This window comes from Plesiocystis pacifica SIR-1 (assembly GCF_000170895.1).
GTDB classification, from domain to species: Bacteria; Myxococcota_A; Polyangia; order Nannocystales; family Nannocystaceae; genus Plesiocystis; species Plesiocystis pacifica.
The window spans coordinates 1-23734 of sequence record NZ_ABCS01000090.1; the positions used below are offsets into that span (position 1 = coordinate 1).

At 70.2% G+C, this 23734-nt stretch carries 14 protein-coding genes and 1 pseudogene; 6 read left to right on the plus strand and 9 right to left on the minus strand.

The annotated features are described in order from the left end of the window. From PPSIR1_RS31850 to PPSIR1_RS31870, 5 genes and pseudogenes are all read right to left on the minus strand, one after another. A pseudogene (locus PPSIR1_RS31850) lies at positions 1-1277 on the minus strand (hypothetical protein); the annotation flags it as partial. A gap of 95 nt (positions 1278-1372) precedes the next feature. Then, on the minus strand, positions 1373-2803 hold the full coding sequence (lpdA, locus tag PPSIR1_RS31855; protein ID WP_006975356.1) for a dihydrolipoyl dehydrogenase: 1431 nt from the start codon (positions 2801-2803) through the stop codon (positions 1373-1375). A gap of 30 nt (positions 2804-2833) precedes the next feature. Continuing rightward, complete coding sequence (gene odhB, locus PPSIR1_RS31860) at positions 2834-4051, minus strand: 2-oxoglutarate dehydrogenase complex dihydrolipoyllysine-residue succinyltransferase (protein ID WP_006975357.1); 1218 nt, start codon at positions 4049-4051, stop codon at positions 2834-2836. Positions 4052-4095: 44 nt separating this feature from the next. Next, positions 4096-6879 (minus strand): 2-oxoglutarate dehydrogenase E1 component, encoded by a 2784-nt coding sequence (locus PPSIR1_RS31865; RefSeq protein ID WP_006975358.1) that lies wholly within the window; start codon positions 6877-6879, stop codon positions 4096-4098. 189 nt (positions 6880-7068) lie between these two features. Further along, positions 7069-8277, minus strand: a complete 1209-nt coding sequence (locus PPSIR1_RS31870) for an EAL domain-containing response regulator (RefSeq protein ID WP_006975359.1) — start codon at positions 8275-8277, stop codon at positions 7069-7071. A 144-nt stretch (positions 8278-8421) separates the two neighbouring features. On the opposite strand from PPSIR1_RS31870, the gene PPSIR1_RS31875 reads away from it, so the two are divergent. Continuing rightward, positions 8422-9690 carry a pyridoxal phosphate-dependent aminotransferase gene (locus PPSIR1_RS31875; RefSeq protein ID WP_006975360.1) on the plus strand — a complete coding sequence of 423 codons (1269 nt, stop codon included), beginning with the start codon at positions 8422-8424 and terminating at the stop codon, positions 9688-9690. Positions 9691-9771: 81 nt separating this feature from the next. Continuing rightward, positions 9772-10785 carry a hypothetical protein gene (locus PPSIR1_RS31880; protein ID WP_157596181.1) on the plus strand — a complete coding sequence of 338 codons (1014 nt, stop codon included), beginning with the start codon at positions 9772-9774 and terminating at the stop codon, positions 10783-10785. Between the two features lie 1288 nt (positions 10786-12073). On the opposite strand, the gene PPSIR1_RS31890 is transcribed toward PPSIR1_RS31880, so the two are convergent. From PPSIR1_RS31890 to PPSIR1_RS31900, 3 genes are read right to left on the minus strand one after another with little or no spacing between them, the layout of a single operon-like run. Further along, positions 12074-12577: a GNAT family N-acetyltransferase gene (locus PPSIR1_RS31890; protein WP_269744738.1), complete on the minus strand. Its 504-nt coding sequence runs from the start codon at positions 12575-12577 to the stop codon at positions 12074-12076. 8 nt (positions 12578-12585) lie between these two features. Further along, entirely contained in the window at positions 12586-13260 is a 675-nt protein-coding gene (locus PPSIR1_RS31895) for a hypothetical protein (protein WP_006975364.1), read from the minus strand. After that, positions 13260-14438 (minus strand): response regulator, encoded by a 1179-nt coding sequence (locus PPSIR1_RS31900; protein ID WP_086001885.1) that lies wholly within the window; start codon positions 14436-14438, stop codon positions 13260-13262. Before PPSIR1_RS31900 ends, PPSIR1_RS31895 begins: the two co-directional genes overlap by 1 nt. A gap of 310 nt (positions 14439-14748) precedes the next feature. Here PPSIR1_RS31900 and PPSIR1_RS31905 point away from each other — a divergent pair, with 310 nt between their 5' ends. The 3 genes from PPSIR1_RS31905 to PPSIR1_RS31915 all read left to right on the plus strand — a co-directional run bounded on the left by PPSIR1_RS31905 (position 14749) and on the right by PPSIR1_RS31915 (position 20453). After that, positions 14749-14979: a helix-turn-helix domain-containing protein gene (locus tag PPSIR1_RS31905; RefSeq protein WP_006975366.1), complete on the plus strand. Its 231-nt coding sequence runs from the start codon at positions 14749-14751 to the stop codon at positions 14977-14979. Positions 14980-15180: 201 nt separating this feature from the next. Then, complete coding sequence (locus tag PPSIR1_RS31910; RefSeq protein WP_006975367.1) at positions 15181-16965, plus strand: ATP-binding protein; 1785 nt, start codon at positions 15181-15183, stop codon at positions 16963-16965. Further along, positions 16962-20453: a hypothetical protein gene (locus PPSIR1_RS31915; protein WP_006975368.1), complete on the plus strand. Its 3492-nt coding sequence runs from the start codon at positions 16962-16964 to the stop codon at positions 20451-20453. Before PPSIR1_RS31910 ends, PPSIR1_RS31915 begins: the two co-directional genes overlap by 4 nt. Before the next feature lie 6 nt (positions 20454-20459). Here the strand turns inward: PPSIR1_RS31915 and PPSIR1_RS31920 are convergent, their stop codons facing one another. Then, positions 20460-21143, minus strand: a complete 684-nt coding sequence (locus PPSIR1_RS31920) for a hypothetical protein (protein WP_006975369.1) — start codon at positions 21141-21143, stop codon at positions 20460-20462. A 232-nt stretch (positions 21144-21375) separates the two neighbouring features. Here PPSIR1_RS31920 and PPSIR1_RS31925 point away from each other — a divergent pair, with 232 nt between their 5' ends. Further along, positions 21376-23601, plus strand: a complete 2226-nt coding sequence (locus tag PPSIR1_RS31925) for an NADP-dependent isocitrate dehydrogenase (RefSeq protein WP_006975370.1) — start codon at positions 21376-21378, stop codon at positions 23599-23601. The last annotated feature ends 133 nt before the right edge of the window (positions 23602-23734 follow it).

Consider the following 23734-nt stretch of genomic DNA (forward strand, 5'->3'; position numbering starts at 1 on the left):
CCCAGGCCGCAGCGCAGGGCTCGGACGGCGGTGTAGACCGGGCGCGGGTTGCCGCCGCCGTCGGCCCAGGAGAAGGCGTCCCAGTTCGGGTCCATGAGCTGGAAGGGGAGCACGGCGATGATCCCCGGGTCGGCCAGCCACACGTGCTCGTAGGCGTTGACGGTCCAGCCGGCGATCTGCTCGTGGCTGCCCCCGAGCTCGGTGGTCCAGCCGGTCTCGGTCATGACCACGGGCAGGTCCGCGCCGATCGCCGCGCGCTCGTCCTGGTAGTAGACGAGGCCGGTGTGGGCCTGGCCGCCGGGCCCGTCGTAGGGCACGAAGAAGCCCCAGCCCTTGCCCTCGGCCGGGTAGGCGTGGCTGGCCCAGGCGTCGAGCTTGGCGATCAGCCCGGGCTCGGCCGCGAGCATGGCCTGGATGTACTCGATCGAGGTGATGCCGGGTTGGAAGCCCTCGCCGCCGCACTCGCAGCTGACCGTGCCGCCGGGGGCGAGGCCGCCGTTGAGGACCCGGATCCGCGGATCGCCCAGGCCGTGGAGGGCGTCGGCGACGTCGGCCAGCATGTGGGCGTACTCGGCGGCCGCGGTCTCGTAGGGCAGCCAGCCGTCGTTGCCGTCGCCGGGGTCGCAGGCCCACTCGTAGCAGAGGTTGGGCTCGTTGTGGACCTCGACGTAGAGCGGCCAGCCCTCGCGCGTGGGCAAGCTGGCGACGGTGTCGGCGTAGGCCTGGGCGTAGGCGCCGTAGATCACGTGGGCGGCGTCGTCGGACTGGTTGCGAACCCGGCGATCGTCCCAGGGCGGCCCCAGGCGCACGTAGGGCACCAGGTCGCGGTCGTAGCTCAACTGCACCGCGCTCTTCCACTCGGCGGGCGCGTCGTGCATGTCCTTGGTGATCCCCGCGAAGGTCAGGCGCACGCCGCCGCGGGCCCCTGCCAGGTTCGCGGCCAGATCGAGCTGCTGCTGGTTGCCCGGGATCACCAGGCCGATGCCGAAGGGGTTGTCGTGCTCGAAGGCCTCGCCGCCGGTGGTCGTGCCGGTGTCTTCGGTGTCGGTGGACTCGTCGCTCTCGCCGCTGGAGGAGCCGGAGCCCTCGTCGCTGGAGGAGCCAGAGCCCTCGCCGCTGGAGGCGTCGGAGCCCTCGTCGCTGGAGGCGTCGGAGCCCTCGTCGTCGTCCTCACTCGAGCCCGCGCTCGTGTCGACGGTGGCGATGCCGTCGCCAAAGGTCTCGGCGTACCCGTCGTCGCCGCAGCCGCTCAGCAGCGCGCCCAGGATCACGATCACGGTCGAAGCGATGGTGCACCCCCGCATGGTGCGGAGGGTGTACCAGGAAACGTGCGCTTTGCGCATGACGCCCCGTGACAGGGCGCCCGTGAGGCCTAAAAGTTGATCGAGCGACCCAAGGCACCCAGCGCCGCTTCCTTGACCGTCTCGGCCATGGTCGGGTGCGCGTGGATCGAGCGGCCCAGGTCCTCCGCGGACGCGGAGAACTCCACGGCCACGGCGATCTCGGCGATCAGGTCGCCCGCGCGCGCGCCCAAGATCGACGCGCCCAAGATGCGGTCGGTCTCGGCGTGGGCGACGATCTTCACGAAGCCGTCCGTGGCCCCGAGGGCCTTGGCGCGGCCGTTGGCCATGAGCGGGAACTTGCCCACGCGGTAGGGCACGCCCGCGGCGTCGAGCTCGGCCGGGGTCTTGCCCAAGCTGGCGATCTCCGGGTGCGTGTAGATCACGTTGGGGATCGCCTCGTAGTTCACGTGCCCGGGGGTGCCGGTCATGGTCTCGGCCGCGGCCACGCCCTCGTGCTCGGCGAGGTGGGCGAGCATGGGCCCGGGGATGACGTCGCCGATCGCCCACACGCCCGCGACGGCGGTGCGGTAGTGGTCGTCCACGGGGATGAAGCCGCGCTTGTCGAGGTCCAGGCCGATCTTGTCGGCTTGCAGCCCGTCGGTCATGGGCCGGCGGCCCACGGCCAGGAGCACGCGGTCGCAGTCGATGGTCTGCTCGGCGCCGTCCTTGTCGGTGTAGACCACCGTCGCCCGGGCCCCGCCCGCGGCGGGCTTGGCCGCGGTCACCCGCGCGCCGAACTGGAACTCCAGGCCCTGGCGCTTGAACAGGCGCAGGGCCAGCTTGCCCACGTCCTTGTCCATGGTGCCGAGCAGGCTGGGCATGTACTCGACCACGGTCACCTTGGCGCCGAGGCGGGCCCACACCGAGCCGAGCTCGAGGCCGATGACGCCGGCGCCGATGACCACGAGGTGCTCGGGCACCTCGGGCCAGGACAGGGCCTCGGTCGAGGTCCCGACCCGGTCGTAGTCGAGCTCGACGCCGGGGATGAGCGCGACCTTGGAGCCGGTGGCGATGAGCACGTCCTTGGCGGCGATGCGCGTCGCGGCCTCTTTGCCGTCCTCGTCCGCGACCACCTCGACGACGTGGCGCTCACCCTCGCGCTCGCCGGTGAAGCGGCCCAGGCCGTGGAGCTCGGCGATCTTGTTCTTCTTGAACAGCATCGCGATGCCCCCGGTGAGCTGCTTGACGATCTTGGCCTTGCGCCCGAGCATCTTGCTCAGGTCGAGGCCGACCTCGCCCACGGTGACGCCGTGCTCGGCGAGGTGACCCTTGGCCTCGGCGTACTTCTCCGAGGACTCCAGCAGGGCCTTGCTGGGGATGCAGCCGACGTTGAGGCAGGTGCCGCCCAGGGTCGGATCTTTCTCGACGCAGGCGACCTTCAGGCCGAGCTGGGCGGCGCGGATGGCCGCGACGTAGCCCCCGGGGCCCGAGCCGATGACGATGAGATCGTAGGTGTCCATTGCGGTGACTCTCTCGGGTAGCGGTGGGGCTCAGAGGTCGAGGAGCAGGCGGCGGGGGTCCTCGATGGCCTGCTTGATGTGGACCAGGAACTGCACGGCCTCGCGGCCGTCGACCAGGCGGTGGTCGTAGCTGAGCGCCAGGTACATGATCGGCCGGACCTCGACCTCGCCGTCGACCACCCAGGGGCGCTGCACGATGTTGTGCAGGCCGAGGATGCCGGTCTGGGGCGGGTTGAGGATCGGCGTGGACAGCATCGAGCCGTAGATGCCGCCGTTGGAGATCGTGAAGGTGCCGCCGGTCAGGTCGCTGAGCGCGAGCTTGTTGGTCTTGGCCAGGCCGGCGAGGCGGCCGATCTCCTTTTCGATCTCGGCGAAGCCGAGGGTGTCGGCGTCGCGGATCACCGGGACCACCAGGCCCTTGCCGCCGCCGACGGCCACGCCGACGTTGTAGTAGTTCTTGTAGACGATCTCCTCGCCGGAGATCTCGGCGTTGACGGCCGGGAAGGCCTGCAGGGCCGAGGTCGCCGCCTTCACGAAGAAGGACATGAAGCCGAGCTTGACCTCGTGGGCGTCGATGAACTCCTGCTTGAAGGCCTTGCGCATCTGCATGACCGCGGACATGTCGACCTCGTTGAAGGTCGTGAGCAGGGCGGCGGTCTGCTGGGCCTCGACGAGGCGCTGGGCGATGCGCTTGCGCAGCGGGGTCATCTTGACCCGGCGCTCGCGCTCGCCGGTGTTCTGCGGGGCTTTCTTGGTGGGGGCGGGGGCGGGGGCGGGGGCCTTGGCCGGCGCGGGCTTGGCCGCGCGCTGGACGTCCTCCTTGAGGATCCGTCCGCCGCGACCGGTGCCCTGGACGCCGGCCAGGTCGACGCCGGAGCGGGCGGCCTCCGCCCGGGCGGCGGGCATGGCCGCAGGTCCATCACTAGCAGTCGAGGCGGCCTCGGCCACGGCGGCGGCGTCGGCCGAAGCGGCGGCGTCGGCCGACGCGGCGGGGCTGGCCGTGGCGGTGGCCGACGCGTCGACCTCGAAGATCGGGTCGTCGACGTTGACGGTGTCGCCCTCGGCGGCGAGGTGCTTGGTCACCACGCCCGCGACGGGGGAGGGGACCTCGACGGTGATCTTGTCGGTCTCGAGCTCGACGACGGGCTCGTCGACGGCCACGGCTTCGCCGACGCGCTTGAGCCAGGTGGCCACGATCGCTTCGGTGATCGACTCACCCAGGGCAGGGACTTTGACGGTGTTGGACATGGTGGGGTCGCTGAGAGAGGTGGGCGGGGTGGGGAGTCAGGGCATCAAAGCGGCGCGTAGGCCTGCTCGACGAAGCGGGCGAGCTCCATCTTGTGGGCTTCGGAGGAGCCCGTCGCCGGGGACGCGCTCGAGACCCGGCCGGCGTAGGACACGGAGTAGTCGGCGCCGAAGCGCTCGAGCAGGCGCGGGTAGATGAACAGCCACGCGCCCATGTTGCGGGGCTCCTCCTGGACCCAGCGGATCGCCTTGGCGTTGGGGTAGCGGGCGATCTGCTCGGCCAGGTCGTCGCCGGTGCGGGCGAAGGGGTAGAGCTGCTCGACGCGGAGCAGGGCGACGTCCTCGCGCTTGTGCTCCTCCCGAGCCGCGCGCAGGTCGTAGTGGACCTTGCCGGCGGACACGAGCACGAGCTCGACCTTGGCGGCCGCCTCTTTTGTCCCGGCGGTGACCTCGTCGCTGATCACCCGCTTGAAGCCGCCGCCCCCAGGCAAAAAGCGCTCGCGCGGCGAGAACGAGGGCCGAAAGCGCAGCAGGCTCTTGGGCGACATGAGGATCAGCGGCTTGCGCCAGTTGCGGAGCACCTGGCGGCGCAGGGCGTGGAACAGCTGCACCGGCGTGGTCAGGTTGCACACCTGCATGTTGTCCTCGGCGCACATCTGCAAGAAGCGCTCGAGCCGGGCCGAGGAGTGCTCCGGGCCCTGGCCCTCGTAGCCGTGGGGCAAGAGCATGACCAGGCCGCTGATGCGGTTCCACTTGTCCTCGGACGAGGACACGAACTGGTCGATGATGACCTGGGCCGAGTTGGCGAAGTCGCCGAACTGGGCCTCCCACAGGGTCAGGCCCCCGGGCGTGGCCAGGGAGTAGCCGAACTCGAAGCCGAGCACGGAGAACTCCGACAGCGGGCTGTTGTAGATCGAGAACTGGCCCTGGCCGTGGTTGATGTGCTGGAGCGGGCACCACTTCTTGCCGGTGTTCGTGTCGGTGAACACGGCGTGGCGGTGGCTGAAGGTCCCGCGCTGGGCGTCCTGCCCGGACATGCGCACGGGCACGCCGGCGTCGACCAGCGAGGCGTAGGCCAGGAGCTCGGCCGTGGCCCAGTTGAAGGGCACCTCGCCGCGGATCATCTTTTGGCTCTCGCCGAGGAAGCGCTTGATCTTGCGGTGGATCGCGAAGTCCTCGGGGTAGCGGGTCATCGCCATGCCCAGGCGCTCGACCTCGCTGTGTTCGAGGGTGGTGTCGACGTCGATCTGCGGGTTCTCGCGCCCGCCCTTGTAGCCCTTCCACGGCCCGTGCATGGGCTCGAAGGCGGCCTTGGGCGCGCCCTCCTTGGCCTCGGTCAGGGCCGCGTCGAACTCGGCCGTGAAGGTGTCGGCGATGTCCTTGCAGGCGGCCTCGGTGATCGTCCCGCGCTCGACCAGCCGCTTTTGGTAGAGGCTGCGGACCGAGGGGCGGCCCTTGATCAGCCCGTACATCGTCGGCTGGGTGAAGGTCGGATCGTCGCCCTCGTTGTGGCCGAACTGGCGGTAGCAGACCAGGTCGATGATCACGTCCCGGTGGAAGCGCTCGCGCCAGGCCACGGCCAGGCGGGCGACGTAGGCCGCGGCCTCGGGGTCGTCGCCGTTGACGTGGAACACGGGCACGCCCAGGACGTGGGCGACGTCGGTGGCGTAGACCCCCGAGCGCGCGTCGGTCGGGTCGGTGGTGAAGCCGATCTGGTTGTTGATCACCACGCGGATGACCCCGCCGGCCTCGTAGCCCTCGAGCGCCGCCATGTTCAGGGTCTCGGACACCACGCCCTGGCCGCTGAAGGCCGCGTCGCCGTGCATGGTCACCGCCAAGCTGGCCGCGTGGCCGCGCTCGGGGTTCGCGTCCTGCTTGGCCCGCACCCGCCCCTGGATGACCGGCGTGATCGCCTCGAGGTGGCTGGGGTTGAAGGCCAGCGCGAGGTAGATGTCCCTGTCCGTCGAGGTCTTGTGGTAGCGGTGGTAGCCCAGGTGGTACTTGACGTCGCCGGCCCCGATGTAGCTCTCGGCGTCGGTGTTGGAGAACTCCTCGAACACCTCCTTGGGCGCCTTGCCCAGGATGTTCATCAGCACGTTGAGGCGGCCGCGGTGGGCCATGCCGAAGATGACCTCGCCGATGTCGTGCTCCGCCGCGCCCTCGATCAGGCAGTCGAGCAGCGGGATCAGGCTCTCGGCGCCCGAGATCGAAAAGCGCTTGGCGCCGAGGAACTTCGAGTGCAGGAAGTGATCGACGGTGTCGACGTTGATCAGGCTGCTGAGCAGGCGGACCTGCTCGTCCTGGGGCGGCACGACCTCGTTTTGACAGCCCTCCATGCGCTGCTGCAGCCACGCGCGCTGGGCCGGGTCGTAGAGGTGCCAGTACTCGACGCCGACGTGGCGGCAGTAGGTGTTGCGCAGGCGCTCGATGATCTCGCGCAGGCTCGCCTTGTGCGGGGTCAGCCCGGCGGTCCCGAACTCGCGGTCCATGTGCTGCTCGCCGAGGCCGTAGTGGGCCGGGTCGAGCTCCGTCGCGTCCGTGCTTCGCGGCCGGCCGAGGGGATCGATGTCGGCCCCGATGTGCCCGTGGAGCCGGTAAGCCTCGATGAGGTTGTCGACCTGGGTTTGGAGGGTGATCTCCTCGGCGCTGCTCCCCGGCTCGGCGCTGTGCAGCCGAGAGGACGACTCGCTCGAACTCGAGGCCGAGGCGCGGCCCTCTTCGAGCAGCGGGATCCACTGGGGATCGACAGAGTTGGGGTCGGCTTCGTAGGCCTCGTAGAGGGCTTCGAGGAAGGCGAGATTGTGTACGCTGAGCGCGGCTTCGGCGTCCATGCTTGGGCGGGAGTGTACAGCTTCGGCGTGAGCCCAGCCACGGTTCTGCTCCGGATCCTGGCCTTCTTTCGGCCCCGATCTCGCCGGATGTCTGGGTTGCCAGCCCCGTCCTTTCGTGGACGGGTCACGTAGGGAGCTGAAAATGGTTCGCGGTGTGTCGCCCGCGCGCTGCCGTCCCGGGCGCGGGGCTCAGGGCGAATCGAGGCGAAACAGCGCGGAGTCCACGGCCGGGAAGGGCTTCCCGGGCCGGGCCAGGGCGTAGCCTTGGAGCAGCTGCGCGCCCATCTGCGTGACGACGCGGAGCTCCTCGGCGGTCTCGACCCCCTCGAGCACCACGAGGTTGCCGAGGCTCTGGGACAGCTCGAGCATGGCGGCGATCACTCGACGCCGGCGCTCGTCCGTGGCCACGCCGCGCACGAGCGCGCCATCGAGCTTGACGACCTCGGGCGAGAGCTGGACGTAGGCGTGTAGGCCCGAGTAGCCGGCGCCGAGATCGTCGATGGCCAGGCGGTAGCCCAGGTCGCGCAGGCGCTTGGCCTGGTTCTGGATCTGCGTGGGGTCGACGCGGGCGCGCTCGGTGATCTCGAGGACCACGCGGGTCGAGAGGGCCGTCAGCGGCGCCTTGGGGTCGTAGAGCTGGGGGTCGTCGAGGTCCGCCGGGTGGAGGTTGACGAACACGAGCTGGTCCTCGCCGAGCTCCGCGACGGACTCGGCGATGCGCCCGCGGATCGTCCGCCCGAGCTCGTGCACGCGATCGAGGCGCTCGACGGCGTCGAGCAGGGCGAGGGGGCTGCGCAGCTCGCCGTCGTCGCAGCGCATCAGGGCCTCGAAGCCGAACACGCGGGTGTTGGGCCAGTCGACCACGGGCTGGAAGGCCATCCACAGCGAGTTGATCGCGCGGCTGTAGCTGGCCTCGAGCCCGGCCCGATCGGCGGCCAGGGAGGCGCGGTCGTGGCCGAGCAGGCGCAGGCCGTCGCGCTCGAGGCGAGCGAGGCGGTGCATCTTCTCGGCCTCGGCGACCTGCTCGATGATCTCCTGTACGCGGAAGGGCTTGACCACGTACTTCATGGCCCCGAGCTCGACGGCCTTGGCCGCGGACTCGTAGTCCGGGTTGCCGGTCATCAAGATCACCGGGACATCCAGATCCTTGGCCCGGACCAGGCGCAGGAGCTCGATCCCGTCGAGATCGGGCATGCCGATGTCGGTCAGGATCACGTCGAAGTTGGTCTCGCTCAGGGCCCGCTCGGCCGCCTTCCCGTCGTGCACGACGACGGCCTCGAAGCCGGCGAAGTCGAGGGCGCGCTCGAGGGTCTTGCGCAGCTGCGGTTCGTCGTCGGCGACGAGGACCCGTGGCCGCGAGGTCGGGCTGGGGGGCGAGCCCGTGGCAGGCGGAGCCATGGGGGCATCCTACACGCGGTCGAAGCAGCTGTGCGACGATTCGGTCGAGCCCTGCGCGCGAATGGGGGTGGAGCTCACACCCGGATCGGGTGCGCGCCTCGGCGCAGGTCCAGAGCGGGCCTTTGCGTCTGTTAGGGTCGGTCCGTGACGGAACGCGAGCGCAACGCACTCTCGACGCGAGTCGCCGACTGCATCCTGGGCTCCAAGGAGTCGTGGATCCGCCGGATGTTCGAGCTGGGCCGGCAGATGCGGGCCGACGGCGGCGGGCCGGTCTGGGACCTGTCCCTGGGTAACCCCAGCCTCGAGCCCCCCGAGCTGTGGCGCGAGGCCGTCATCGAGGCCCTGCGCGATGAGCCCCCGGGCATGCACCGTTACATGACCAACGCCGGCTTCCCGGAGGTGCGGGCCTTCATCGCCGCCCGTGAGGCTGCGCGCTTTGACCTCCCGGGCCTCGAGGGGGACGACGTGACCATGACCGTGGGCGCGGCCGGGGCCGTCAACGTGATGTTGCGCTGCGTCGCCGATCGGGGCGATCGGGTCATCGTGCCCGCGCCCTACTTCGCCGAGTACGACCACTACGCCGACAATCACGGCGCGACCTTGGTGCCCGTCCCGACGGGCAGGGAGTTCAGCCTCGACCTCGACGCCATGGACGCGGCCCTGCGCGCCGACCCGGAGCGCGCCCGCGTCCTGATCCTCAACTCGCCCAACAACCCGACCGGCGCGATCTACTCGGCGGCCGAGCTCGACGGCCTCACCAAGCTGCTCGAGGCCCACCGCGAGCGCTCTGGCCGGATCCTGTGGGTGGTCGAGGACTCCCCCTACCGCGACGTGCTCCACGACCCCGAGGCCGATCCGCGCGTCGAGGTCCCTTCCATGATGGGGCGCTGGCCCAACACCGTGCTGCTGACCAGCCACAGCAAGGACCTGGGCCTGGCCGGCGAGCGCATCGGCTACATGGTGATCTCCCCCGAGGCCGAGGGCCGCGCGCTCTTGCGCCGGGCCGCGAGCTTCGCCAACCGCACCCTCGGCTTCGTCAACGCCCCCGCGCTCATGCAGCGGGTCTTGCCCAAGGTCCTCGGGGCCCCGGGCGGCCGCGTCGACGTCCAGGTCTACGCCCAAAACTCGCGCAAGATGGCCGATGGACTACGCGGGCTCGGCTTCGAGCTGCCCGAGCCGCGGGCGGGTTTCTTCCTGTTCCCGGCGCTCCCCGAGCCCCTGCGCCGCCCGGCCGACGCCAGCGCCGACACCCCCACGGGCGACATCACCCTGACCGAGCGCTTGCGCGAACAACGGACCGTCGTCGTCCCCGGGACGGCCTTCGGCGTGCCCGAGTTCCTGCGCTTGTCCATGTGTGTCGACCCGGAGGCCGTCGATGGGGCTCTTTCTGCATTTCGCGCCGTTTGCGCATAGCGCTCGCTGCTCTCCCGTGGCACCCTTCGGCTCGCCATGAGCGCCGGCTCCAAGAATCTCAGCGATATCCTGAACCGAGAGGTGTCCTACAGCGGTGAGGGCATCTCGGTCCGCTCCCTCGAAGACAGCATCTCGAAAGAGCGGGACGTCCAGGACTCGAAGGTCGGCGAGCTCAAGAGCCTGCGCGATCGCAACGTCCAGATCCAGGGGGCGATGGCCGACGAGCTCAAGAAGCTCCGCAAGTTCAGCGACTACCTCGACGGTACGGCGGTCAAGGGCGGGTTTTGGGCTGGCTTCAAAGAGGTCCTCAGCTACATCCCCGGCCTCAAGTCCATCTCCATCTCCCAGCGCTCCATCGAGGAGCTGCTCACGCAGCAGTACCAGGTCTCCGCCAAGCGCGTGAAGGAGGCCGCCGCGTACACCGACGTGCTCAAGCAGTCCGAGCAGGAGCTCTACACCGAGATCAAGCGCATCAACACCAAGATCGTCGAGGCCGCCGAGAACGAAAAGCGCGCCCTCGACTACGTCCTCGAGCTGCGCGAGCTCCAAGACGAGCTCGACGCCGAGCTCCAGACCGTCGAGGCCGGCAGCGTCGAGGCCCGCAAGATCGAGTCCCAAAAGGACGAGATCATGGGCCTGCTCTCCACCCACTCGAGCAACGTCCAGCTCTACGGCGCCGCCGAGGAGCGCTACGCGAGCCTCAAAGAGAACACCCGCAAGCTCGCCGAGACCATCCGCAACCTCGGCCAGGACATCCAGCAGTACACCACCGCCGCGAGCATCAAGCTCGACATGGCCTCCGCGCAGATCCAGGCCATCGGCCGGGCCGCCGACGCCTCCGTGGTCATGCTGGAGATGAAGAAGTCCCTCGACGTCATGACCGAGTCCATGAACGTCACCACCCAGTTCGTCAGCGACACCCAGGTCTTCTTCCGCCAGAACCTCGACCGCCTCGTCGACGAGCTCGAGACCTTCGACGAGAGCACCACGCAGATGCTCGACGAGAACCTGGCGAAGTCCAAGGAGATCGAGGAGCGGCGGATCGAGGCGGCGATCGAGAAGGCGATGAAGGCCCGCGAGAAGCAAGAGGTCTGAGCTCTGTTTTGCCCCCACAGCCGCCTGGGACCGGGGGCGCTTCGTCGCTGTCCGCTCCTCCGCTTTGGCTTGGTGGGCAATGGGGTTCGTGCCATTGAGAGGGCATGTGGTCGCCCCCGCAAGCGGGGGCGTGGATTCGTTGACAGTCTCTGATACGAAACTGACCGCTCGGTAGTCCGCGGGGGGCTGTTTCATCCTTGGTAGGCCGAAGCCTCGACTTCGGTGACGGCTGATCTGAGTTCGGGCTCTCGCAAGGGAGCCGTTTGTTGGCGGGGACGAGGACCAGGGTTGGTCTTCATCCCCGCCAAAACAATTCTCCCCGTCGCCCCGACCTCGAGCCGAAGCGAGCGAAGCGAGCGAAGCGAGCGTAGGTGGAGGAAACGCGCGGAGCGAGCGAAGCGAGTGAGCACGATTCCTCGTCGGGGTGAGCGTGTTCGAGGGCCTCTCGATAGCACCTCTTGGGGAAAGTAGGCTGTTCTCCAACCTGGGCGGCTCGTGGTGGGGGCTGTAGAATCGAGCTCTGTGTTGTCCGGTGACTGCTGCGTGCTTTTCGGGTTTGCAGAACCGGTGCTGCGTGCTTCGGGGGTTGCTGAACCCGTGTTGCATGCTTTCGGGGTTTGCTGAACTCGTGTTGCATGCGGCGGGGGTTTGTTGAACCCGTGCTGCATGCGGTGGGGTTGTCCAACCACTGCTGCATGCTCCCCGGGTTGGAGAGCAGGCTGGTTTTCCCCATGAGGTGCTATCGGGAGGCCCTCGACAGCGTCCGCCCCGACGATGAATCGTGCTCGCTTCGCTGCGCGCGATTCATCCACCTCACGCTCGCTTCGCTCGCTGCGGCTCCGGTCACGGGGCGGCGAGTAGAAATGTTTTGGCGGGGGTGAAGACCGTTGGTCTTAGGACCTTTGCTGGTTGCGGAGGTTGGTGGGGATGCACCCGGCCGCCGCGAACCTGTTCTGGGTTAGCCCGGCATTTTTCTGGCGCATACACAGCAGGCCGCTCGGCGGGAGGGGTCCCTGCGACGAGCACCGAGCCGCCTACAGGCTTGGAAGAGCAGGTAGTCGTGGCTCGGCTCGAGCGCAGGAGTGGGGAGGAGCCCGCCGAATAGGCCGCGGAGCACCGTCGGAGCCTGGAGAGCACCGCAGTCCTACTGCAACGCCGAAGCCGACCGAGCACCGCAGTCCCACTGCACCGTCGGAGCCAACCCAGCACCGCAGTCCCATTGCACCGCCGGAGCCAACCCAGCACCGCAGTCCTACTGCACGGCCAGAGCCGACTAAACACGGCAGCCCTACCCCACCAAAATCCAATAGTAGTTCGTCATCCGCCCCACCCCCTCCGCGATCGCGCTCCTCTCCAACACCCCACCGTTCGCCAAGATCGTCCGATTCGAAGCCAAGTTGTCCGGCGAACACGTCAACGACAAGCGCCCGAGCTCTCGCGCCTCGGCCTCCTCCAACAACAACCGGAGCATCCCCGTCGCCAGCCCCTGGCGCCGCCGCGAGGGCCGAACCTCATAGCTGACGTGCCCCCCAAAAACCCGCAGCTTCTCCGTCAATCGATGGCGCACCACGATCCGCCCCACGACGACCTCTCCGTCCACTCCCCACCACGTCGAGGTCGGCACCCCCGTCGGGCCGAGCTCCCGCGCCTCCCGAGCCAGGCCCTCGACGAAGTCGACGTGCGACTCTCCATCCTTCGGCATCCACCCGGGCCACACGGTCTCTCCGACTTGTCGCATCTCCTCGAGAGACCCGAGGTAGCTCGGCACGAGCTCGACAGCCGGCCGCCTCAAGCAGAGCGTCAGCGCAGCGCCCCGGCCTTGCGCAGGATGTTCTGCACATCGCCCACAAAGGCGTTCCGCCCCGTCGGATCATCGGCCATCGTCTCCGACAGCCCGTCCAACAGCAGCGGCAGCGTGTACGCCGAGGGGTTGCAGCACAAAAGCCACTCGCGGATTTGCTCGTACATCAGCTCGCGGATCTGCGCGGGCTTGTGGCCCCTCCGCCGGCGGTAGCGCTGATAGACGGCCTCGATCTCGCGCAGGATCGGCCCGAGGGGTCCAGACAACAGCTCGCCGACCTCGTCGTCGGACTCGCGCACGCCCACGGCCACGCTGGGGCCCTCGGCCTCGCGCTGGCGTCGGCGGATCTCGGAGTCGATGGCCTCGCGGACGGGGGCGGTCTCGGCGTCGCGCTCGAGCATGACGACGAGCACGGCGTCCTCGTGGAGCGGGCGGACCATCATCCGCGAGGGGCCGAAGTTGATCAGCAGCTCGCGCAGCGGAGCGTTGGCGGTGGTCGAGGCGACGACCATGCGGCGCACGGTCTTGGACACGTCCGCGGCCACGGAGGGCTGGAAGGTCGTGTACTCGCTGGCCCCGAGGGCGCCGCTGGGGCTGGCGAGCATGGCCCCGCGCACGCCCGTGAACGCGGTCAGGTGCTGGATGAGGATGAGGGCTTCGTCGTTGCCAGCCATCAGTCGAGCCCCATGATCTCGTCGCGGACGCGCTCGGGGTCGGCGCCCGGCTCGATGGACAGCACGGCCGAGGTCGCGCCCATGCCGACCATGACCAGCTGCTGGCCGCTCTCGGACCGGGCGATGACGCCGTCGAAGACGTTGTAGCCGATGCTCCGGGCGATGCGCGCCGCGCCGCGCATGTAGAAGCCGGCGAGGGTGACGAGCGAGCTGTTGCCGCCCATCTTCTCGGCCAAGACCTTGCCGGTGCTCGAGATGATCGCGACCCCGTCGACGCCCTCGAACTCGAAGAACTGGCCGAGCATGAGCTCGCGGGTCTCGGGGTCGTCGAGCAGGCCCGTGGCTCCGCCGGCGTCGGGCGGGGGCGGGGGGACGGAGCTGCCCGGTCCGCGGGGGGCCGCGGGGGCGTCGAGCTCGAGCAGGCCGCTGACCTCTTCGATGGGCTCTTCGCCCTCGGCGTCGGCGGGCTCGGCGTCGAGGATGCCCTCGTCCATGCGCCGGGCGGCCTCCATGAGCAGGCCCGTGGCGGAGCCCATGATCGTGCGCTGCGGCGGGGGCGAGCAGAACACCTCGGTGAAGGTGCCGCGGCCCACGGCCAGGAGCTGATAGAAGGCGATCTCGCCCGAGTACTTGCCGTACTCGGCGTGCACGATGTCCCCGTGCTCGAACCAGATCATGCCCTCGGAGATGGGCGTGGTGACCTTGACGAGCTTGTCCCGGCCCGAGAGCGCGACCATCTGCACGTAGTCGAACAGCTCGACCTCGATGGAGTTGCCGTAAAAGCCCCGGCGGGGTCCGAGCTCCTCGACGAGGGCGATGAGCTTGGCGATCTCGACGGGCTTCTCCAGCATCCCGATCGCGCCCTGATTCTCGTACTGGGCCCGAAAGTCGTCGGTGATGTAGGCGGAGACCACCAGGATCTTGGTCGACGGGCTGTAGCTGCCGAGCCACTGGATCAGCTCGAGGCCGTCACCGCCTGGCATGCGCAGGTCGGTGACGACGGTGTCGTAGGGCTGAGAGCGCAGCCGTTCGATGGCCTGGCGAACGGTGCTCGCCGAGTCGGCCTGGTGACCGGCACGGCGCAAGCCCCGCTCGACGGCGAAGCGGAGGTTCACTTCATCGTCGACGACCAACACGCGAATCGCGGACAGTCCTGACGAGCGGCTTTCTTGCACCACGGAGTGCGCATCTTACTGCGAGCCAGGCGTCTCACCAGCAGCCTAGCGATTTCGCTCTACTTTGTGCCAATACGCACTCATTGTGGATCCACTATGTTTGCTCGCTTGGTCAGCACACATCCTGGGGTGACAGGATCGTCTATGTGGCGAATATGAGCACAGTTTCAGGTAATAAAACAAACAACCGGCCTGTTGGATGACATAAAAAGTCACTTTGGGGCCGAACTTCGGCATTAACGGCAAGTATTTTATGTGTTCCAGAAAGCATTTTTTTCTTTACAGCGAATCGTGAACCCACTATTGTCGCCTCATGCCGATCGTCCTCGAATCCCTGAACCTGGCTGACGCCGAGCGTATGATGTGTGAGAAGGCTCTCGTTACTGCGGGTAGCATCGTCGAAGCTGCCAGCCTCCTGGGCATCACCCGCCACGCCCTCAAGCGGCGCATCATCAAGCACAACATCCAGTGGCCTCGCCCCCGCGTGGTCATGACTCGCCCCGTCGACGTCATGCCTCAGCGTCCCTCGGTGCCGGTCTTCTGAGTGCCAGGCACCCCCAAGACGCTCCACTCCTTTCCACCCCCCAACACCCCCCCGGGTCTCTACCCCCCCACCATCCGCGCCCCCAAGGCGGCGCCGGGACCCACACCACAGCTGGCCCGCGCTGGATGACTGACCTCGCCGCGGCTCCCGAAAGCGGAGCTGTGTGCGAGGTCAGCTGTTTTGGCACACTCGCCGCGGCACATGGCCGCTTCCGAAGTCGACGCGCTGCTCGAGCGCCTCGTGGCGCAGTTCGAGTCGCCCTACGACTTTCTGCGCGAGCTCGTGCAAAACGCCATGGACGCGGGCAGCGACCGCGTCGAGGTCAGCCTCGAGACCCACCCGGCGGCGGGCGAGGGTGACGAGGTGGTGTTCGAGCTGACGGTGGTCGACACCGGCGCCGGCATGGACGAGGCGATCATCGACCGCGAGCTCACCCGGCTGTTCGCCTCGGGCAAGACCGACGACCGGACCATGGCCGGCGGCTTCGGCATCGGCTTCGTCAGCGTGTTCGCCTGGGAGCCCGAGGCCGTGCTGGTCCACACCGGCCGCTCCGGCGAGAGCTGGGAGCTGCTGTTCCACGCCGACCGCAGCTTCGAGAAGGTCGCCCTCGACGATCCGGTGGAGGGCACGACGGTGGTGCTGTTTCGCCGCGGCAAGGCCCGGGAGCGCGAGGCGATCGCCGAGGCGATCCGCAGCTCGCTGTGGAAGTGGTGCCGCTACTGCCCCCTGGAGATCGGCTTCGAGGACTTCGACGACGACGGGCCCATGGAGCTGATCCAGGACGCGCCCGAGGCCACGGGCGGGCCCGGAGGTGTGGTCCGCAGCGAGGTCCGCGGGGAGTCGACGCTGCGGGTCAGCTTCGGCGTCCCCGCCAACGCGGTGTTCTTGCGCCGCGGCCTCGTGCTCGCCGAGGGTAGCCCGGCCAAGCTCCTCGACCCGGAGATCGTCTCGAGCCTCGGGCGGAGCACGGAGCACCTGAAGATCTGGGCGGACAGCCCCCAGCTGCGCACGACCCTGGCCCGGGACAAGGTGGTCGACGACGTCGGGCGGGCGGAGGTCGAGGCCCGGCTGTCGACGCTGATCGGGCAGCTGCGCACGGAGCTGCTGACCCGGGCGACCTTGCTGGCGGAGACCTCGATCCATGGAGGCGAGGACGGGGACGGGGCCGACGAGGAGGCGTGGATCGACGAGGCGTGGACCCCCGAGCGCCACGCGATCGCGTCGTCCCTGCACGCGCACATGCAGGTCGAGGCCGAGCACATCGGCGCTCGAGCCCTGCGCGCGGCGAACTGCCTGCGCGACCTGGCCCACGGCGAGGGCGTGAGCGTCGACGCCCTCGCCGAGCGCATGGCGGGGCGGCCGGTGCTCGTGGCTCCGCCGCCGAGCTTGGCCACGCCGGGGCCCCTGGCCGACGCGCGCGCGGAGCTCCTGAGCAAGCTGCGCCCGAGCAAGTTCCCCGTCGTCGCCGCCCTCGTGCAGGACGACGCGCCCTGGCTCGACGCGCTCTTGGACCTCGCCGAGCTCGAGCGCCGCGCCGTCGAGCGGGCGATCAGCAGCGTGCAGCTGCGCCCGGGCGAGGCCGTGGGTCTGTGCGGCGTGGTCCAGACGCTGCTCGAGGGCCTGGGCTGCGACGGCCTGCGCGTGGAGGTGGCGAGCTTTGTCGACCTGGCCGCGCGGCCCGAGCGGAGCCCCCTGTTTGGCCCCGAGGTCGTGGGCGCGGCGGCGCCTCTGGCCTTTCACGGCGGGGGCGTCTCGGTCCCGCGGGCGAGCCTGCGGCGGCGCCGGCTGTGGCTCAACCTCAACCACGCCCTGGTCGAGGCGGCGGTGCGCGGCTTCGCCGAGCGGCCCCTGCTCTCGGGCGCGTGCTTGACCCTGGCGGTGTGCGGGCAGCTCGATCGCCCGCCGGAGCCGGGGGAGGTCGCTCGGCTCCTCGACGTCCTCGACGCCAGCGCGCCGATGCCTGGAGGGGGAGGGACGCCCGGATGAGCGCCGGCAAGACCCTCCACCCGGCCATCGCCGAGATCGTCGAGATGCGCCGGCTCGGGGCCCTCGAGGCCTCGCGCCACCGCTTTACGGTGTCGCGGGCGGCGGCCTTGCTGCGCCTGCGCGAGCAGGCCAAGGCCCGGGCGGAGGACGAGAGCGACGGCGCGTGGCTGTGGACGCTGAGCCTGGTCCGGGCGGCCAACGCGGTCAGCGACGCGGCGCGGATCCGGGTCCGCGTCGAGCCCAGCTTCGACGGCGACGAGGCCCTCGAGGCGGTGATCTTCGAGGTGCTCACGCCGGGCTTCGACTGCCGCCGCCTCGACACCCGCGACCTGCTCGCGGGCGCCCTCGAGGGCGACGTGGGGGCGCGGTTGACCGAGGAGAGCGAGGAGAGCGGGGGAGAGTCCGAGGGCGGCAGCGAGGACGCCGTCCGCCTCCGCCGGGTCCACGCGCTGCTCGGCCGGGCGATCAACGAGGCCCTCGCCGCCGAGCCCCGGGTGCTCGCCGTCCGCACCCCCGCGCCCTCGGGCGGCCGCCGCTTCGAGCCCCGGGAGCAGATCGTCGAAGGCCGGGACCCCTACGGCGATCGCCGCCTCGTGCCCCTCGAGGGCGAGAGCCAGATCGTCGTCGAGTTCGTGCGCCCGCGGGCGGGCCTGGGCACGCGCTTGGGTCGGTGGGTGCGGGGGCGGTCGAGCACGGAGGCGGTGATCGTCGCGCTGTGGCAGCGCCGCGGCCTCGACGAGCGCGGCGACGCGGACGACGACGACGGGGTCGAGAAGGAAGACGGCGGCCTGAGCGTGAGCCCCATCGAGGTCCTGGGCGCGCCGGCGATCGCCCTGGGCAAGCACGGCCGCCTGGGCCCGCGCCTGCGCCTGAAGGCGCCGCCCGTGGCCGGGCCGCGGGCGTGGGCGGGGCAGTGGCTGCTCCGAGACGGGGTCCGCATCCTCGACCTGAGCCCGACGATGCACCAGCACCTGGGCGAGGCCGGGGTGGTCGCCCTGGGCCCGGCGTGGATCGACTGCCCGAGCTTGCGGCTGACCGCCGACGAGCGCTCGGTGGTCCAAGACAGCGCCCTCGAGCTGCTGATCGCGTGGATCCAGCACTACCTCGAGGCGCGCGCCCCCGACTGGAGCGTCGAGTGGCCCGCGGGGGTGTTCGCCGAGGACCACGGCCCCGCGCCGGAGGTCCCCGACGACGGGATCACCCGGGTGGGCCCGCCCGCCGATCCGCGCCCGGGCCTGCGCTCGGCCAGCGGCTGGGTCGTGCCCCGGGCCTTCATCGACGGCGAGGCCCGCCGCAACCGCGAGCTGCTCTACGTGTGGCGCCACCGGGTCAGCGCCATCGCGGGCCACGACCGCGACAAGGTCCTCGCGCTGTGGCCGGCGCAGATGGAGGGCCTGCAGGCGGAGTTCCCCGAGCTGTCCCTGGTCCCGGCGCTGGTGCTCTACGGCCTGCCCGATCGCAAGCCCGAGGATCTGAGCCGCCTGCGCGCCGACAGCTACCCGCCGCTGGTCCTGTCCCGGGCGACGCCGGTGGCCCTGAGCCCCGAGAGCGAGGCCAAGCTCGGCCCGCTGTGCGTGTCCGTCGAGGCCTACGTGCACCGCTCGCCCGCGGCGACGACGGGCTTCTTGGCGCTGCTGGTCTACGAGCGCCGCCTGGTCCAGTACTCCGACCGCGACCACGCCCTGCCGGGGTTGACGGTGATCGGCCGGGTCACGCCCCAGGTCGGGCCCGGCGAGCTGCCCCCAGAGATCGACATGGTCGCCCTGCGCCGCGACGGGGGCGCGGTCGCGGCCCTGGCCGCGGCCTGCCGGGACAAGACCATCGAGCACTGGGAGCCCCTGCTCAGCCACGTGGTCAGCCAGGCCAACCCCTGGGAGACGCCGCTGCTGAGCTCGGCCCTGGCCCGGCTGACGCCGGCGACCCTCGGCCTGCGCTACCGCGGGACGGAGCAGGGGCTGCGCCTGAGCTGGCGGGAGACCGCGCTGCTCGACGTGCAGATCGGGCGCGATGCCCAGGGGCAGCCCCGGCGCCTGCGCGACGCCTTGCTGCTGCTGCGCGATCGCGGCGTGATCGTCGTGGGCGACGCGCGGCGGCGGCCGTCGCTGCGCTCGAAGGACCCGCGCTTGCACCCGTGGTCGATCGTCGGCGTGCAAAAGGAGCTCGTCGTCCGGACCCTGGGTCGCGCCGCGCTCTTGCCCATGCCGACGACGCCCGAGGCCTACCCGCTGGTCAAGGACAGCCCCGAGGCCCTGGTCGAGGATCAGCGCCACCTGATCGCCCCGGCCCACGTCAGCGCCGACTTGAGCCGGGCCAACAAAGAGCCCCGGGCCCGCGAGCGCCTGCTCGGCCTGCTGCTCATGACCCGGGCCCTCGGCCACGACGCGGCGGGCCTCGAGGACCGGCCCCTGCTCGAGCGCTACGACTCGCGGGCGGCCAACCCCACGCGCCTGGTCAGCCTGCGCGAGGCCATCTCCGAGCAGCCGCGCCCGGGCCTGGTGCCGACGGGGGCGGTGCGGCGCAGCCTGCCGCGGCCGGTGATCGAGGCGCCCCCGGGGCTGGCCGCGCTCCTGGCCAAGGTCGAGGGCTTCGAGGCCGCCGCGGGCGAGGCCGACGCGGACGCCGAGAGCTCGACGGCGCGCGGAGCCCAGGGCGGACGGGGCGAGTCCAGCGGGGCGCCGATCCGTCGGCGGGCTCGGGCCGCGCCGCCGCTGCTCGCGACCACCGTCGCCGACGTGCTCGTCGTGGGCCGGCTGCAGGTCGCCAGTGACGGCAGCGCCGACGGCATCTCGCTGTGGTTCGGGGGCCTGCGCGAGCGCGAGCTGAAGCTGCCCGAGCCCCTCGGGCGCGTGTCGGGCAAGCTGGTCATGACGCCCAAGGGTCGCCGGCTCGATCGCCAGGAGCTCCAGGCCCACGTGGCCGCCCGCGCCCGCGAGCTGCTGCTCAGCGCCCCGGGCCAGCGCGCCTTGCTGCCGCCCCTGGGTCGGCGCCGCGAGAAGCTCGACCACCTGCTGACCTACCTGCGCCAGACCGCCAAGGCGCGCGACGAGTTCGACATGGCCGAGGCCCTGGGCGTCGACACCAAGGGCGAGCGAGCCGACCGCGAGCTGGAGCTGCGCCGGTTGTCGCTGCGGGCCGCGCCGCTCCAGCCCCTGCCCGATCAACGCGTCGCCTTGCTCGAGCGCGTGGTCGTGCAGAGCCTGGCGATGAAGCTGCGCATCGGCTCGGCGATGTTGGTGTGGAAGGCCGCGCGCCTGGGCCGGCGCCGACGCGACACCATCGACCTCGACTTCGGCCTGCGCAACGCCTGGATCCAGCGCGCCCTCGACGAAGAGCGCGTCCTCGATCGCGACGCTCACCGCCACGCGGCCTTGCTCGCGGGCGCCCTGGTCGTCGCCGAGTTCTTCCACCAGGCCCGGCCGCGGGAAGACCTGGCCCTGAGCGACGAGCACCTCAGCGTCGCGCTGTGGCGGCTGCTGCAGCTGCGCTGAGCCCCCTCAGGCCACGCCGAAGGTCTCGCGCGTGCGCAGCATGCCTTCGGCGAGCTCGATCAGCCGCTCGGCCTTCGCGTCGGCGTTGGCGCTGTCGCACAGCCAGTGCGCGGCCTCGACGACGCTGCCGTAGGTCGCCACGTCCTCCTTGTTGAGGAGGTTGTGGGCGATCTGGTGGTAGAGCGCCGTGAGCAGCGTGCCCGTGATGCCCGAGAAGGCGCGGGCGTTGACCAGCGCCGTGGCCTGGACCCGGGGGTGGCGCTTGCCCAGGTCGCGCCACATTCGGCGCACGGCCACGGGCGGGGGCGGCATCACGACCAGGGGCATGACCAAGAGCTGGATGGTGCCCGGGTAGCGGTCGTAGAACACTTGCAGGTCCACGTCCGCGGCGCGCTGGACGGCCTCGGTCACCGGCACGTGGAAGGCGAGGATGAACACGCTGCCCTCGGTGGTGGTTTCGAATTCGGGCATGGTCGCTGCGGACGCACAGAGGTCAGCGGCTGCGTTCACGGAGGCCACGCATTGATGATAGCCGATTGGATATGCATTGGGATCGCTACCCGAGGTCTCGGCGTAGCGCTGGGCGAGCTCGCGCTCGGCGGCCTGGATGGTCTCGAGGTCGACGTCCTGGTAGTGCGCGATCAGGAACACACTGCCCATGTGGGCCGTTTCGTAGTTGCGCCGCTCCACCGCCCGCACGAGCGTAGCCGCGTTGGCCGCGGCTCCGGCCCTCCGCGTGGCCCAGGCGGCGCCGCCTCGGCGCCCTCGCAAAGCGGACCTGGGCGCCGTTTGGGGCCGCTTTGGGCCGGGCTTGGGGCGCCCGCTCACCGCACTGACCGGGGGGCGGATCCGTGCTACATCGGGGCGGCTGCGGCCGACCTGGCCTGACCCCTGACCTACAGTCGAGGACGAGAGCGCGAAGATGACCCAGAGCCCCACCATCATCTACACCAAGACCGACGAGGCGCCGGCGCTGGCGACCTACTCCTTCCTGCCGATCATCCGTGCCTTCGCCAAGGCCACGGGCGTGGGCGTGGAGACCCGGGACATCTCGCTGGCGGGCCGCATCCTCGCCGTGTTCCCGGACCGCTTGAGTGACGATCAAAAGGTCGGCGATCACCTCGCCGAGCTGGGCGAGCTGGCCAAGACCCCCGAGGCCAACATCATCAAGCTGCCGAACATCAGCGCCTCGGTCCCGCAGCTCAAGGCCGCCATCGCCGAGCTCCAGGCCCGGGGCTACGCCATCCCGGACTACCCCGAGGAGCCCAAGAGCGACGAGGAGCGCGAGATCAAGGCGCGCTTCGACACGGTCAAGGGCAGCGCCGTCAACCCCGTGCTGCGCGAGGGCAACTCCGACCGCCGGGCTCCGGCCGCGGTCAAGGCCTACGCCCGCAACAACCCCCACTCCATGGGCGCGTGGACGGCCGAGTCCAAGTCCCACGTGGCGACCATGAGCGCGGGCGACTTCCGCTCCAACGAGCAGTCCGTGACCGTCGCCGAGGCGACCACGGTCCGCATCGAGCACGTCGGCGCCGACGGCACGACGACGGTGCTCAAGGACGGCCTGGCCCTGCTCGCCGGTGAGGTCATCGACGGCACCTTCATGAGCAAGGCCGCGCTCACCGCCTTCCTGGCCGCGCAGGTCGAGGACGCCAAGAACACCGGCGTGCTGTTCTCGCTGCACATGAAGGCCACGATGATGAAGGTCTCCGACCCGATCATCTTCGGCCACGGCGTGCGGACCTTCTTCGCCGACGTGTTCGCCAAGCACGGCGCGACCTTCGAGGGCCTGGGCGTCGACGTGAACAACGGCCTTGGCGACCTGCTCGGCAAGATCGCCGGGCTGCCCGAGGCCGAGCGCGCGGCCATCGAGGCCGACATCGCCGCCGCTTACGAGAACGGCCCGGCCCTGGCGATGGTCAATTCGGACAAGGGCATCACCAACCTGCACGTGCCCAGCGACGTGATCATCGACGCCTCCATGCCGGCGATGATCCGCACCTCGGGCTGCATGTGGAACGCCGAGGGCAAGACCCAGGACACCAAGGCGGTCATCCCCGACAGCTCCTACGCCGGCGTCTACCAGGCCGTCATCGAGTTTTGCAAGGCCAACGGCGCCTTCGACCCGACGACCATGGGCAGCGTGTCCAACGTCGGGCTGATGGCCAAGAAGGCCGAGGAGTACGGCTCCCACGACAAGACCTTCGAGATCGCCGCCGCCGGCACGGTGCGGGTGGTCGACGCCAGCGGCACCGCGCTCATGGAGCACGCCGTCGAGGCCGGCGACATCTGGCGCATGTGCCAGGCCAAGGACGCGCCGATCAAGGACTGGGTCGAGCTCGCCGTGCGCCGGGCCCGGGAGACGGGCTGCCCCGCGGTGTTCTGGCTCGACGAGACCCGCCCCCACGACGCCCAGCTCATCGCCAAGGTCCGCGCCCACCTCGAGACCCTGGACACCGAGGGCCTCGAGCTGCCGATCCTCGCCCCCGTCGCGGCCACGCAGTTCAGCCTCGAGCGGATCAAGGACGGCAAGGACACGGTCTCGGTCACCGGCAACGTGCTGCGCGACTACCTGACCGATCTGTTCCCCATCCTCGAGCTGGGCACGAGCGCCAAGATGCTCAGCATCGTCCCGCTCATGAACGGCGGCGGTCTGTTCGAGACCGGCGCCGGCGGCTCGGCGCCCAAGCACGTCCAGCAGTTCGAGAAGGAGGGCCACCTGCGCTGGGACTCCCTCGGTGAGTTCCTGGCCCTGGCCGTGAGCCTCGAGCACCTCGGCAGCAAGTTCGGCCACGCCAGCGCCCGGGTGCTCGGCAAGGCCCTCGACGCCGCGACCACCCAGTACCTGCTGCAGAACAAGTCGCCCTCGCGCAAGGTCAACGAGCTCGACAACCGCGGCAGCCACTTCTACCTGGCGATGTACTGGGCCCAGGCCCTGGCCGCGCAGACCGAGGACGCCGGCCTGGCCGATCGCTTCGCTCCGGTGGCGGCGGCGCTGACCGAGAACGAGGCCAAGATCGTCGAGGAGCTCAACGGCGCCCAGGGCCCGGCGCAGGACGTCGGCGGCTACTACATGCCGGACGACGCCCTGGCCTACGCGGCGATGCGGCCCAGCGCGACGCTCAACGCGATCATCGACGGGATCTGATCTCTCGGATCTGAGCCCGCCAGCGAGCCCCGCGTTCGTTCGGATCGACCGGACGGCGCGGGGTTCTGCGTTGGGGCCCACACCCAGACGCCCTCCAAGCCAGGCAGGCGCGCTTTCTCCCTCGGGTGGAAGC